Raw genomic sequence first — 13,081 nt, forward strand, 5'->3', positions numbered from 1 at the left:
GATACTACGCTGGATACTGCTACTAATTAACTTAGTCATTAATTAGTGGTGGGTTGTGCAGGATGACTCGGCTGCGCCTCGCCCTACGGGCCGTTGCTAATGCAACGTTATCCTTCACGTTTTACTATCGCGTTCCACCAGAACGATTGGTGGGTCGTGCAGGATTCGAACCTGCGACCAATTGATTAAAAGTCAACTGCTCTACCAACTGAGCTAACGACCCACTTTTTTCATCGCTTCAGGCTTGTTCGATATCCCTTGGCAACGGCGGCATATATTACTGATTTAAGAATTCAGCGCAACAAGTATTTCGATAAAAAACATCTGACTGCTTAGGATTCATGCGACACGACCAGAAATACTGCAATTTCTGGTCATGGCATAATCAGCCGAGAGCGTTAAGGCGTTTCTGAGCTTGTTTCGCGCCATCGGTCCCAGGAAATTTACCGACCACCTGCTGGTAAACGGCCTTCGCTTTTGCGGTATCACCTTTGTCCTGCATGATCACGCCGACTTTAAACATCGCATCCGGCGCTTTTGGGGATTTAGGGTAATTCTTCACCACCGAAGCAAAATAGTAGGCCGCATCGTCTTTTTTCCCCTTGTTGTAATTCAACTGACCGAGCCAGTAGTTGGCGTTCGGTTGATACGTTGAATCCGGGTACTTTTTGACGAAATTCTGAAACGCAGCCATCGCATCGTCCTGGCGGGACGAATCCTTCACCAGCGCAATAGCGGCGTTGTAATCGGTATTGGCATCTCCGGTCAGCGCCGGAGCGCCGGAGTTCGCCGCTGGAGCCGCCGTAGCGGCCGCTGCGCCCTGCGCGTCGCCGGACGATGCCGCCGGCGCCTGTGCATCCGGCGTAGCCCCACCGCTGCTCATACCGTTAATTTGCAGCAGGATCTGTTTCTGGCGCTCAACAACCTGATTAAGCTGATACTGACTTTCCTGAATCTGACCGCGCAGGGAATCAATATCGTTCTGGTTATCGGAGAGCTGTTGCTGAAGCTGAGTTAAAAGCTGACTGTGAGCGTTAGAAATACGCTCGAGTTGAGTGACGCGGTCTTCGACCGAGCCTGAGCCGACACTACTGATTGGCGCCTGAGCAAAAGCGGCCCAGGGGGCCGCTATGCCAACCAGTAACGACAGACTCAACAGATGATGTCTGAAGTTACTGCTCATGCAATTCTCTTAGTAAACCAGTACGGCGCGACGGTTTTTGGCGTAAGCCGCTTCGTCGTGGCCCAGTACTGCAGGTTTTTCTTTACCGTAAGAAACGATGGAGATCTGGTCAGCAGAAACACCTTTGCCCTGCAGATACATCTTAACGGCGTTAGCACGACGCTCACCCAGAGCGATGTTGTATTCCGGAGTACCGCGCTCATCCGCGTGACCTTCAACGGTCACTTTATAGGACGGGTTGCTACGCAGGAAGTTAGCGTGCGCATCCAGCATTGCAGCGAAGTCAGAACGGATATCGTACTTGTCCAGATCGAAGTAAACGATGTTGTTCTGCTGCAGCTGCTGCATCTGCAGACGAGCCTGCTCTTCGGAAGACATGTTGCCGCCGTTAGCGTTAGCATCCATACCAGTGCCGGCACCCAGCATGCCTTCACCGCTCTGGTCGTTGCTGGCGTTCTTGTTGGAAGAACACGCCGCGATTGCCATAACCGGCAGAGCGATCATCAGCCCTTTCAGCACTTTGTTCAGTTGCATTTCTTTGATTCCTTTAATAATCAATTATTTATTATCACAGATACGGAGACCAGGCAGGGAATTTTACCTGTCCATCAGTCGCCGGAAGACGCGCTTTGAAACGCCCATCTGTAGAAACCAGATTCAGCACGGATCCCATCCCCTGAGAAGAGCTGTAGATTACCATAGTGCCGTTAGGTGCCAGACTTGGCGTTTCGTCCAGGAACGTTGACGACAGAACTTGTACGCCACCCGCTACCAGATCTTGTTTGGCAATGTGCTGCTGGCCGCTGGCCGAGCTCACCATTACCATAAATTTACCGTCACTGCTGACGTCCGCATCCTGGTTCTGCGAACCTTCCCAGGAAATACGCTGCGGAGTACCGCCGCCAACGCTGACTTTGTACACCTGCGGACGACCGGCCTGGTCAGAAGTAAAGACCAGGTTTTGACTGTCCGGGAACCAGGTTGGTTCGGTGTTGTTGCTGCGACCGTTGGTCACCTGACGAATCTGACCAGAGCCCAGATCCATCACGTACAGGTTCAGGCTACCGGTTTTCGACAGCGCGAAGGCCAGCTTGCTGCCGTCCGGCGAGAACGCCGGCGCGCCGTTATGCTGCGGGAACGAGGCAATCTGACGCACCGCGCCGTTAGCCAGGGTCTGAACGACCAGCGCAGAACGACCGCTTTCGAAGGTAACGTAAGCCAGCTTAGAACCGTCCGGAGACCATGCCGGAGACATCAGCGGCTGCGGCGAACGGTGGACAACAAACTGGTTGTAGCCATCGTAGTCGGAAACGCGCAGCTCATACGGGAACTGGCCGCCGTTGGTCTGTACAACGTAAGCAATACGGGTACGGAACGCGCCCTTAATAGAGGTCAGCTTCTCAAATACCGCATCGCTGGCGGTGTGACCCGCATAGCGAAGGTACTGTTTAGTCACCTTATAAGAGTTTTGTGCCAGAATCGTGCCCGGCGCACCGCCGGTGTCAACCAACTGGTAAGCAACGTTGTAAGAACCGTCCGGGTTTGGCGTGACCTGACCTACGACCACGGCGTCAATACCCAGCGCGGACCATGCGGCAGGTTGAACTTCCTGCGCGGTTCCCGGCTGTTGAGGCAGACGCGAACGATCCAGCGGGTTGAATTTACCGCTGTTGCGCAGGTCAGCCGCCACCACACCGCCAATATCTTCAGGTGCAGCACCCGGTCCGGCCCACTGGAACGGTACAACGCCGATCGGGCGTGCCGAGTCCACCCCTTGGGTGATCTCGATACGTACTTCTGCGTGCAGCACAGCTGCCCACAGCATTAAAAAACCAAATGCTACTCGTAATGCCTGCTTCATCATATCTCCCTTATCCGGGCGGAAGGCCCACGATAATTTAGCAGAATGTTAACAAACTCAAATACACAAAACTACCAAAACCCGGTAACAACCATAGATTGTTTTGCCCCGTTTTCACGGGGAAAACTATCACAGTTTAAAGTCTAGTTTGGCATCTTTTACTTTCTCATAAACTGCCTGGCTAGGTGGTTTCGGAATCCTCGCCGTTTTGGCCGCAGTCAATGCTGCCTGGCAAAGAGCCGGATCCCCACCTTCCTGTTGTATATCAAGCAATTGCCCATCAGGACCCAGCTTGATATGCAGCACACAAGACTTTCCTGCATACAAATCAGCACCGTACAATCGGCTCTGAATAGCATTACGAATCTGCGACGCGTAGCCGCTGATATCTGCGCCAGACGCCCCGCCGTTGCTGCCCGAGGTGCCGGTTGAGTTCGACGGCTGCCCCTGACCTTTCGCTCCGCCACCTTTCGGCGCATTCTTACCCGAACTCAGATCGCCGAGCAGGTCGTCAACGCCGTCAGCTTCTTTCGCTGCCGCGGCTTTCTTCGCGGCGGCGGCTTTACCGGCTGCGGCTTTCGCTGCGGCAGCCTTAGCAGCCTTATCCGCGGCCGCTTTTTCGGCGGCTGCAGCTTTGGCGGCAGCGGCTTTCTCCGCTTTTTCTGCCGCAGCTTTTTCTGCTACTGCGGCTTTATCAGCCGCGGCCTTTTCAGAGGCGGCTTTGGCTGCAGCCGCTTTCTCTGCGGCTTTCTCTGCCGCAGCCTTCTCGGCGGCGGCCTGTTTAGCCGCGTCCTGCTGGGCTTTCTTCTCAGCCTGCTGCTGCGCTTTTTTAGCCGCATCGGCTTCAGCTTTCTTCTGCGCGTCTGCCGCAGCTTTCGCCTCGGCCTTCTTCTGCGCATCAGCTGCGGCTTTCGCCGCTTCAGCTTCCGCCTGCTTTTTCGCATCGGCTGCGGCCTTGGCTGCCGCAGCTTCCGCTACTTTAGCCTGGGCATCAGCCTTCGCTTTTGCATCGGCAGCGGCTTTCGCCGCCGCTTCCTGCGCTTCTTTCGCCTGAGTGTCAGCTTGCGCTTTCGCCGCTGCAGCCGCTTTCTCTGCGGCCTCTTCAGCCTGCTTCTGCTGTTCTTTCGCTTCTTTAGCCGCTTCCTGAGCCTGCAGACGATCCTGCTCCAGCTGCTTCAGGCGCTCCTGCTCTGCGGCTTGTTTTTCACGCAGCTCTTCGGCCTGCTGCTGAGCCTGCTTTTCGCGTTGCTCCGCGGCGCGGCGCGAACTGGCCTGCTGCTGCTGCTGACGGTTGTAGTTGTTAACGACCGCCCCAGGATCGACCATCACCGCATCAATGGAAGAGCCTCCTCCTCCACCGGACGAAGTATCCAGATGCTCATCGAACGAACTCCAGATCAGCAGCGCGATCAGAATGATGTGCAGCACGACTGAAACTATGATGGCTCGTTTAAGCTTGTCGTTTTGTTCGGTTGCCTTTGACACTATCGGTTCCCAAAAACTGTTCGCCTGTTCCCGCTTTTCTCGCAGGCGACGAGCCTGTTTATCTCGTCGCCTGCGTCCGGCGGGCGCACATATCTGAAGCGATTAAATAGGCTTGGTCATTAAGCCAACCGATTTAACCCCTGCGCTATGCAACAGGTTAAGCGCTTTAATAATTTCATCGTAAGGTACGTCCTTCGCACCGCCGATCAGGAACACCGTTTTCTCATTGGCCTCGAGTCGGCGCTTCGCTTCGGCAATAACCTGCTCCGGCGGCAGCTGCGACAGCGTTTCCTGGCCAACTTTCACGCTGTACTGCCCGACGCCGGAAACTTCAACGATCACCGGCGGTTCGTCGTTGCTTTTAACCGCCTGCGATTCGGTAGCATCCGGCAGGTCGACCTCTACGCTCTGCGTAATGATCGGCGCTGTTGCCATAAAGATCAGCAGCAGCACCAACAAGACATCCAGCAGCGGAACGATGTTGATCTCGGACTTCAGTTCGCGACGTCCGCGTCCACGTGCTCTGGCCATGGCTTACCCCTTATTGCTTTCGCTGCTGGTAAACGCCTGACGGTGCAGAATCGCGGTGAACTCTTCCATAAAGTTGTCGTAGTTCAGTTCAAGTTTGTTCACCCGCTGGTTCAAACGGTTATAGGCCATTACCGCCGGGATTGCTGCAAACAGGCCGATTGCCGTGGCGATAAGCGCTTCGGCGATACCCGGCGCAACCATCTGCAGGGTCGCCTGCTTCACCGCACCAAGGGCGATAAAGGCATGCATAATCCCCCAAACGGTACCAAACAGGCCGATATACGGACTGATGGAGCCGACGGTTCCGAGGAACGGGATATGCGTTTCCAGGGTTTCCAGCTCGCGGTTCATGGAGATACGCATGGCGCGCGATGCCCCTTCAACCACCGCCTCTGGCGCATGGTTGTTTGCGCGATGCAGACGAGCAAACTCTTTGAAACCACTATAGAAAATCTGTTCCGAACCGGCCAGGTTATCGCGACGCCCCTGGCTTTCCTGGTACAGGCGAGAAAGCTCAATACCCGACCAGAACTTGTCTTCAAAGGCCTCAGCCTCGCGGGTTGCGGTATTGAGGATACGCGTTCTCTGAATAATGATAGCCCAGGAAGCGATAGAAAAACCAATCAAAATCAACATGATAAGTTTAACCAGAAGGCTGGCCTTCAGGAACAAATCAAGGATATTCATGTCAGTCACTGCTTAAACTCCGCGACAATAGACTTGGGAAGCGCACGAGGCTTCATTAAGAGTGGATCAACGCACACAATGAGAACCTCAGCTTCGTTTAACACTGTATTCTCGGCGTTGACGATTCGCTGCGTGAAGACCAAAGAGGTGCCTCGCATCGAAGATATTTCCGTCTGGATTTCGAGCATGTCGTCGAGTCTGGCGGGCGCAAAATATTCAAGCGTCATTTTGCGAACCACGAAGGCAACTCGCTCAGCCAACAAAACCTGCTGACTGAAGTGATGGTGGCGCAGCATCTCTGTACGTGCTCTTTCATAAAAAGCGACGTAGCTGGCGTGGTAAACCACACCACCGGCATCGGTATCTTCGTAGTAGACCCGAACCGGCCATCGAAACATATACTTATTCATTCCTGCTGCCTCTTTGTTGGCTTCGTCCACTCACGCCAGTCACTTACTCTTGTAAGCTCCCGGTGATTTGCGTACCTGCCGCCGCGATGCATTGAGAATGCCGTTGTATATCGCGTTGTGTTCACTTTACATCCCGGTAATGCAAAAAAAGATTAGTGCTTTCAAACTTCGCTACTATACGCGCGGGAATCGTGGTTTGGAATGGGAGAAAGTAAACGGCGAGTAAATTTTTATGGGCTTATGCAAGCCCATGAGGTTACCAGAGTTCTCTTATACTCTTATCTTTCAAAAGAAGAAAAAGAAAAGCCCGGTTATGAGGACAATATCAGCGATAAGTGGACAGAAAATCCCCTGCCAGAAAACGGCGCGCGGACGAAAGCCCACGCCGTGGATAACGCCGGCACAAACGGCCCACATCAGCAGGAAACCATGCCAGATTTCAAGCTCGCTGGTTTTCGCCGCAAAGCGCGACGGATCCCAGAAAATGCAGCCCGCCAGCAGCAGCGCCATCACCAGAGAAAGCGCCCTGAGCGGGCGCTTATCCATTATCGCATAGATATATTTTATCATTCGTGTTGCCTCCTTGTTGGCTGTGTCCGCTTACCCCAGTCGCTTACCTCCGTAAGCTCCCGGGGATTCCCTGGTTTGCCGCCTCGATGCAACCCGACTGATTTCGTATATCGCGTTGCGATAACTCTCATCAGTGTTCTTCTTTACCTGCTTTGGTGGCTTCCACGTGCTCAAGCGCCAGCGCGGTGATAACCCCAAAAGCACAGGCAAGAAGCGTTCCCAAAATCCATGCGAAATACCACATATATATAGCTCCTTACCTTAGTACAGCGAGTGGGTGTTCTTTTCGATGTCTTCTCTGGTGATGCGGCCAAACATTTTCCAGTAACACCAGCTGGTGTAGCCCAGAATAATCGGCACGAAGACAATCGCCACATAGGTCATCAGGTTCAGCGTCAGCTGGCTGGAGGTCGCATCCCACATGGTCAGGCTAACGTTCATCATCGTGCTGGACGGCATGATGAATGGGAACATAGCGATACCCGCAGTCAGGATGATACACGCCAGAGTGATGGAGGAAGAGACAAACGCCAGAGCGCCCTTCTCCAGCCGTGAGGTCAGAATAGTCAACAGCGGCAGCACGACGCCCAGCGCAGGGATGGCCCACAGCGACGGCATGTTGTTGAAGTTGACCATCCACGCACCGGCCTGACGCGCCACTTCTTTCGTCAGCGGGTTAGACGGCGCTGCGCGGTCGATAACCGAGGTCACCACGTAACCATCGATACCGTAGACCACCCAAACGCCTGCCAGCAGGAAGCAGACCAGCGTGACCAGTGCCGCAACCTGTGAGGTGACGCGAGCGCGCAGGTGCAGTTCACCGACGGTACGCATCTGCAGGTAGGTCGCGCCCTGGGTCAGGATCATCGCCACGCTCACTACGCCGGCCAGCAGGCCAAACGGATTCAGCAGCTGGAAGAAGTTACCCGTGTAGTACAGGCGCATGTATTCATCCATGTGGAACGGCACGCCCTGCAGCAGGTTACCGAACGCCACGCCGATCACCAGCGGCGGCACGAAGCTACCGATGAAGATGCCCCAGTCCCACATGTTACGCCAGCGGGTGTCCTCAATCTTCGAGCGGTAGTCGAAACCAACCGGACGGAAGAACAGAGACGCCAGCACCAGAATCATTGCCACATAGAAGCCGGAAAACGCCGCGGCATAGACCGTCGGCCAGGCAGCAAACAGCGCGCCGCCCGCGGTAATCAGCCATACCTGGTTTCCGTCCCAGTGTGGAGCAATGGAGTTGATCATGATTCGACGCTCGGTGTCGTTACGACCGAGGAAGCGGGTGAGCATGCCCACCCCCATGTCGAAGCCATCGGTGACGGCAAAACCAATCAGCAGAATGCCGATCAGCAGCCACCAGATTAAACGCAATACTTCATAATCGATCATTTGACGACTCCTGTCTTAGCGTGCCGGCTGAGTAGTCGCGGAAGACTGCTCAAAATGGTAGCGACCGGTTTTCAGGCTGCTTGGGCCACGGCGTGCGAATTTGAACATCAGGTACAGCTCCGCCACCAGGAACAGGGTGTACAGACCGCAAATCAGCAACATCGAGAAGATCAGGTCAGCGGCGGTCAGCGAGGAGTTCGCCACCGCGGTCGGCAAGACCTCACCTATCGCCCACGGCTGACGGCCGTATTCAGCAACGAACCAGCCGGATTCGATGGCAATCCACGGCAGCGGAATAGCGTAAAGCGCGATGCGCAGCAGCCATTTTTTCTCGCCGACCTGATTGCGGATAACCGTCCAGAAGGAGGCTGCAATGATACCCAGCATCAGGATGCCGCAGGCAACCATGATACGGAAGGCAAAGTACAGCGGAGCCACGCGAGGGATCGAGTCCTTCGTTGCCAGCGCAATCTGAGCTTCCGTCGCGTCGGAGACGTTCGGCGTATAGCGTTTCAGCAGCAGCCCGTAGCCAAGGTCTTTCTTGACGCTGTTGAATTCGTCACGAACGGCCTGATCTTTCGAACCGGCACGCAGCTCTTCAAGCAGGGTGTAGGCCTTCATGCCGTTGCGGATACGCGCTTCGTGCTGAACGAGCAGCTCTTTCAGACCGGTAACCTGCTTATCCACGGAACGGGTGGCAATAATCCCCAACGCATACGGAATTTGAATCGCGAAGCGGTTTTTTTGCGCATCCTGATCGGGAATACCAAACAGGGTGAAGGCGGCCGGTGCCGGCTGCGTTTCCCATTCGGCTTCGATAGCCGCGAGTTTGGTCTTCTGCACGTCGCCCATTTCGTAACCGGACTCATCACCGAGAACGATAACGGAGAGAATAGCGGCCATACCGAAGCTTGCCGCGATGGCAAAGGAGCGTTTAGCGAAGGCGAAGTCGCGACCGCGCAGCATATAGTAGGAGCTGATGCCCAGAACGAACATCGCGCCGCAGACGTAACCAGAGGCGACGGTGTGGACAAACTTCACCTGAGCAACCGGGTTCAACACCAGCTCGGAGAAGCTGACCATCTCCATACGCATGGTTTCGAAGTTGAAGTCCGAGGCGATCGGGTTTTGCATCCAGCCGTTAGCCACGAGGATCCACAGTGCGGAAAGGTTGGACCCCAGAGCCACCAGCCAGGTCACCGCCATGTGCTGTACTTTGCCCAGACGATCCCAGCCGAAGAAGAACAGACCGACAAAGGTAGATTCGAGGAAGAAGGCCATCAGCCCTTCAATGGCCAGCGGCGCACCGAAGATATCGCCCACGTAGTGAGAGTAATAAGACCAGTTTGTCCCGAACTGGAACTCCATGGTCAAACCGGTTGCTACACCCAGCGCAAAGTTGATACCAAACAACTTGCCCCAGAATTTGGTCATATCTTTATAAATCTGTTTGCCGGAAAGGACGTAAACCGTTTCCATGATGGCCAGCAGGAACGCCATACCGAGCGTCAGTGGCACAAAAAGGAAGTGGTACATCGCGGTCAAGGCAAACTGTAAGCGCGACAGTTCGACTATATCTAACATCATGACTCCTTGCTCATCGCATGAAGACTCCGAGAGTGAACCCCGTTAGAAAGGGTCACACACATGCCCCAATACAAATTTATTTGCGCCTTTTCGCCGTACCCTTTCTTCCTGAGAGGAAACGGTAATGGAGAAAAGTTACAAACATGTTAAAAAAACACCCAAATTGATCCCGTGGTTATATTACGCTGCAAATCCCTTACAATAAATAGGTTTTTATTGAGATAAATTTGCGCTTTTCGACAGCGATCAATTTATAGCGAAAATACCGGTTTTCGGCCAATTTGATCGGCGACAATTTAACTCCATTTCTCATTTTTTTCCAACAGTTAAACATTGATTTAAATCAATTTTCATTTTGAATGTTAATTATGTTTACTATGTGCAACGCTAGTAAACGATAGGTTAAAGATATGTTTTGCGAAGGTGTCATCAGTTACTGAAAATGATAGTCGATTTATTTAAAGCCGGATCGTCTTTTAAGCGGAAGGGACAATGCCGGGACGGGAGACTATCGGCAAATAATGCCGCATAGCTCACGGATTTTTTTTATCAAGTTATTACCCGTTTATTTTCAACTTATTTTATTTATCATTGTTTTTACCAACACTTAACACCGCAGGGAAACTATCTCACAATCTACGCAGCAGGGATGCCTCCGCTACCGCCGAGAAGTTCTGGCCATGCCTCGCGCCACTACGCTGATGGCGTAATGAATCATGCCCCATGCTGGTCAGCCCTCCCCTCTTCCGCGCTACAAAAAAATAAATATAGAACAAAGGGTTCTGCCATCACCTCCGGAGTTTAAAAGAACATATGCAGAAAACCGCCCTCGCCCAGGCACCGTTTTATACCCGTTGAGAATTAATTTAAAACGATTTAACAACGTTATTAAATCGTTATTTAACATCGATGATAAAAATAAAATATCGTGTAAAAATATAAACTCAGGCTTATTTAAGCCGCTATTTATGGCCTATACCCTGCAAACAAAATTAAAGTAACCCCTTGATTAACATTGATTTAAATGAGGCTATTAAACCTTCAGCTCGTCCTGCATTGATAGCCGATGCTCCTGAGGAGAGCGCGTAAAAAAACGGCCCGAGTCACGGGCGTTATTGATCGCCGTAGTCGGCGTAACGGAAAAGGTCGGAAATATTAGCGGGAGCGGCGCATAAAAAAGGCCACCGGAAGGTGGCCAACCATGTCGAAACTGGACCGGCCCCGAGCTATTCACTCTCAGCGATCGAATAGCAGGGGCCGTTTTATTACATTTACTTAATGATAGATTTCAGCGCTTCGCCGATGTCTGCCAGGCTACGAACGGTTTTCACACCGGCCGCTTCCAGGGCAGCAAACTTCTCGTCAGCCGTGCCTTTACCGCCGGCGATGATGGCGCCTGCGTGGCCCATACGCTTGCCTTTCGGCGCGGTCACACCGGCGATATAACCCACTACCGGCTTGGTTACGTGCTCTTTGATGTAGGCTGCCGCTTCTTCTTCAGCGCTGCCGCCGATCTCACCGATCATCACGATCGCTTCGGTCTGCGGGTCTTCCTGGAACAGCTTCAGGATATCGATGAAGTTAGAACCCGGGATCGGGTCACCGCCGATACCGACGCAGGTAGACTGGCCGAAGCCGTAGTCAGTAGTCTGCTTAACCGCTTCATAGGTCAGCGTACCGGAACGGGAAACGATACCCACTTTACCCGGCTGGTGAATGTGGCCCGGCATGATGCCGATTTTGCATGCGCCTGGGGTGATAACGCCCGGGCAGTTAGGGCCGATCATGCGCACGCCGGCTTCATCCAGCTTCACCTTCACGGTCAGCATATCCAGCGTCGGGATACCTTCGGTGATGGTGATGATGAGCTTAATGCCCGCATCGATAGCTTCCAGAATGGAGTCTTTGCAGAACGGAGCCGGTACGTAGATTACGGTCGCGGTTGCGCCGGTTGCGTCTACGGCTTCGCGCACGGTGTTGAACACCGGCAGGCCCAGATGCGTGGTGCCGCCTTTGCCCGGCGTCACGCCGCCGACCATTTGCGTACCGTAAGCGATCGCTTGTTCGGAGTGGAAAGTCCCCTGGCTACCGGTGAAGCCCTGGCAGATAACCTTGGTGTTTTTATCAATTAAAATGGACATTATTTCCCCTCCACTGCAGCAACAACCTGCTGCGCTGCGTCCGTCAGACTTTTCGCTGCAATAATATTCAGGCCGCTGTCAGCCAGTTTCTTCGCGCCCAGTTCGGCGTTGTTACCTTCCAGACGAACGACCACAGGAACGTTAACGCCCACTTCCTCTACCGCGCCGATAATGCCGTCAGCGATAAGGTCGCAACGCACGATACCGCCGAAGATGTTAACCAGTACGGCTTTAACATTGCTGTCGGAAAGGATGATTTTAAACGCTTCGGTCACGCGCTCTTTGGTTGCGCCGCCGCCAACGTCAAGGAAGTTAGCCGGTTCGCCGCCGTGCAGCTTAACGATGTCCATGGTGCCCATCGCCAGGCCTGCGCCGTTAACCATACAGCCGATATTGCCGTCCAGCGCAACGTAGTTCAGCTCCCACTGTGCAGCCTGAGCTTCACGCGGATCTTCCTGAGACTGGTCGCGCATTTCGCGCAGATCCGGCTGACGGAACAGGGCATTGCCATCGGCGCCCAGCTTGCCGTCGAGGCAGATCAGGTCGCCCTGTTTGGTGATAACCAGCGGGTTGATTTCGATCAGCGCCAGATCGCGCTCGAGGAAAATATTCGCCAGACCCATGAAGATCTTGGTGAACTGCTGAACCTGCTTACCTTCCAGACCCAGTTTGAACGCCAGCTCACGGCCCTGGTAAGGCATCGGGCCCGCCAGCGGGTCGATAGCAATTTTGTGGATCAGGTGCGGCGTCTCTTCCGCCACTTTTTCGATTTCCACGCCGCCTTCGGTGGAAGCCATGAACACAACGCGACGGGAGCTACGGTCAACCACGGCGCCAAGATAGAGCTCTTTGGCGATATCGGTCGCCGCTTCAACCAGGATTTGGTTAACCGGCTGGCCGTGGGCATCCGTCTGGTAGGTCACCAGGCGTTTGCCCAGCCAATGTTCAGCAAATGCGCGAATGTCTTCTTTGCTGTTAACTACTTTCACACCGCCCGCTTTACCGCGGCCGCCAGCGTGAACCTGACATTTCACTACCCACGGACCCGCACCGATTTTTGAAGCGGCTTCTTCTGCTTCGCGCGGAGTAGTACAGGCATAACCCACCGGCGCCGGTAAGCCATAGCGGGCAAACAGTTGTTTTGCCTGATATTCATGTAAGTTCATGTGTTCAGTCCATCCTTCAGGTAATCGTTATCATTTAGTCTGTAAGGCGATAAATCGCC

General features: G+C 53.8%; 13 protein-coding genes and 1 tRNA gene. All 14 read right to left on the bottom strand.

Annotated elements, in window-relative coordinates; all coding sequences use genetic code 11:
* Window positions 1–147 precede the first annotated feature (147 nt).
* The 14 genes from RTE01_RS22680 to sucC all read right to left on the bottom strand — a co-directional run bounded on the left by RTE01_RS22680 (window position 148) and on the right by sucC (window position 13,022).
* Window positions 148–223: transfer RNA gene (locus RTE01_RS22680), tRNA-Lys, on the bottom strand.
* 162 nt (window positions 224–385) lie between these two features.
* Window positions 386–1,183 (bottom strand): cell division protein CpoB, encoded by a 798-nt coding sequence (gene cpoB / locus RTE01_RS22685; protein ID WP_041144646.1) that lies wholly within the window; start codon window positions 1,181–1,183, stop codon window positions 386–388.
* Between the two features lie 9 nt (window positions 1,184–1,192).
* On the bottom strand, window positions 1,193–1,717 hold the full coding sequence (pal, locus tag RTE01_RS22690) for a peptidoglycan-associated lipoprotein Pal (protein ID WP_004859700.1): 525 nt from the start codon (window positions 1,715–1,717) through the stop codon (window positions 1,193–1,195).
* 34 nt (window positions 1,718–1,751) lie between these two features.
* Window positions 1,752–3,044: a Tol-Pal system beta propeller repeat protein TolB gene (gene tolB / locus RTE01_RS22695; protein ID WP_134528426.1), complete on the bottom strand. Its 1,293-nt coding sequence runs from the start codon at window positions 3,042–3,044 to the stop codon at window positions 1,752–1,754.
* A gap of 129 nt (window positions 3,045–3,173) precedes the next feature.
* Window positions 3,174–4,529, bottom strand: a complete 1,356-nt coding sequence (gene tolA / locus RTE01_RS22700; protein ID WP_134525432.1) for a cell envelope integrity protein TolA — start codon at window positions 4,527–4,529, stop codon at window positions 3,174–3,176.
* Window positions 4,530–4,631: 102 nt separating this feature from the next.
* Complete coding sequence (gene tolR, locus RTE01_RS22705; protein ID WP_015367661.1) at window positions 4,632–5,060, bottom strand: colicin uptake protein TolR; 429 nt, start codon at window positions 5,058–5,060, stop codon at window positions 4,632–4,634.
* Window positions 5,061–5,063: 3 nt separating this feature from the next.
* Complete coding sequence (gene tolQ, locus RTE01_RS22710) at window positions 5,064–5,756, bottom strand: Tol-Pal system protein TolQ (protein WP_115193300.1); 693 nt, start codon at window positions 5,754–5,756, stop codon at window positions 5,064–5,066.
* On the bottom strand, window positions 5,753–6,157 hold the full coding sequence (gene ybgC, locus RTE01_RS22715; RefSeq protein WP_041144642.1) for a tol-pal system-associated acyl-CoA thioesterase: 405 nt from the start codon (window positions 6,155–6,157) through the stop codon (window positions 5,753–5,755). The genes tolQ and ybgC overlap by 4 nt, the downstream gene beginning before the upstream one ends.
* Window positions 6,158–6,442: 285 nt before the next feature.
* A complete protein-coding gene (ybgE, locus tag RTE01_RS22720) occupies window positions 6,443–6,727 on the bottom strand; it encodes a cyd operon protein YbgE (RefSeq protein WP_041144641.1) in 285 nt (94 codons plus the stop codon).
* Window positions 6,728–6,857: 130 nt separating this feature from the next.
* Complete coding sequence (cydX, locus tag RTE01_RS22725; RefSeq protein ID WP_004100325.1) at window positions 6,858–6,971, bottom strand: cytochrome bd-I oxidase subunit CydX; 114 nt, start codon at window positions 6,969–6,971, stop codon at window positions 6,858–6,860.
* 17 nt (window positions 6,972–6,988) lie between these two features.
* On the bottom strand, window positions 6,989–8,128 hold the full coding sequence (gene cydB / locus RTE01_RS22730) for a cytochrome d ubiquinol oxidase subunit II (protein ID WP_076944963.1): 1,140 nt from the start codon (window positions 8,126–8,128) through the stop codon (window positions 6,989–6,991).
* A gap of 15 nt (window positions 8,129–8,143) precedes the next feature.
* Window positions 8,144–9,712: a cytochrome ubiquinol oxidase subunit I gene (gene cydA, locus RTE01_RS22735; RefSeq protein ID WP_041144639.1), complete on the bottom strand. Its 1,569-nt coding sequence runs from the start codon at window positions 9,710–9,712 to the stop codon at window positions 8,144–8,146.
* A gap of 1,274 nt (window positions 9,713–10,986) precedes the next feature.
* Complete coding sequence (gene sucD, locus RTE01_RS22740) at window positions 10,987–11,856, bottom strand: succinate--CoA ligase subunit alpha (protein WP_041144638.1); 870 nt, start codon at window positions 11,854–11,856, stop codon at window positions 10,987–10,989.
* Window positions 11,856–13,022, bottom strand: a complete 1,167-nt coding sequence (sucC, locus tag RTE01_RS22745; RefSeq protein ID WP_041144637.1) for an ADP-forming succinate--CoA ligase subunit beta — start codon at window positions 13,020–13,022, stop codon at window positions 11,856–11,858. Before sucC ends, sucD begins: the two co-directional genes overlap by 1 nt.
* Window positions 13,023–13,081: the final 59 nt, after the last annotated feature.

Origin of the sequence: Klebsiella terrigena (genome assembly GCF_006539725.1) — a bacterium.
GTDB classification, from domain to species: Bacteria; Pseudomonadota; Gammaproteobacteria; order Enterobacterales; family Enterobacteriaceae; genus Klebsiella; species Klebsiella terrigena.

Excerpts from the sequence above, each read along its gene's own strand:
- sucC (WP_041144637.1), bottom strand. The coding sequence starts at position 13,022 with ATGAACTTACATGAATATCAGGCAAAACAACTGTTTGCCCGCTATGGC.
- cydA (WP_041144639.1), bottom strand. The coding sequence starts at position 9,712 with ATGTTAGATATAGTCGAACTGTCGCGCTTACAGTTTGCCTTGACCGCG.
- pal (WP_004859700.1), bottom strand. The coding sequence starts at position 1,717 with ATGCAACTGAACAAAGTGCTGAAAGGGCTGATGATCGCTCTGCCGGTT.
- tolR (WP_015367661.1), bottom strand. The coding sequence starts at position 5,060 with ATGGCCAGAGCACGTGGACGCGGACGTCGCGAACTGAAGTCCGAGATC.
- ybgE (WP_041144641.1), bottom strand. The coding sequence starts at position 6,727 with ATGATAAAATATATCTATGCGATAATGGATAAGCGCCCGCTCAGGGCG.
- cydB (WP_076944963.1), bottom strand. The coding sequence starts at position 8,128 with ATGATCGATTATGAAGTATTGCGTTTAATCTGGTGGCTGCTGATCGGC.
- cpoB (WP_041144646.1), bottom strand. The coding sequence starts at position 1,183 with ATGAGCAGTAACTTCAGACATCATCTGTTGAGTCTGTCGTTACTGGTT.
- sucD (WP_041144638.1), bottom strand. The coding sequence starts at position 11,856 with ATGTCCATTTTAATTGATAAAAACACCAAGGTTATCTGCCAGGGCTTC.
- cydX (WP_004100325.1), bottom strand. The coding sequence starts at position 6,971 with ATGTGGTATTTCGCATGGATTTTGGGAACGCTTCTTGCCTGTGCTTTT.
- ybgC (WP_041144642.1), bottom strand. The coding sequence starts at position 6,157 with ATGAATAAGTATATGTTTCGATGGCCGGTTCGGGTCTACTACGAAGAT.
- tolB (WP_134528426.1), bottom strand. The coding sequence starts at position 3,044 with ATGAAGCAGGCATTACGAGTAGCATTTGGTTTTTTAATGCTGTGGGCA.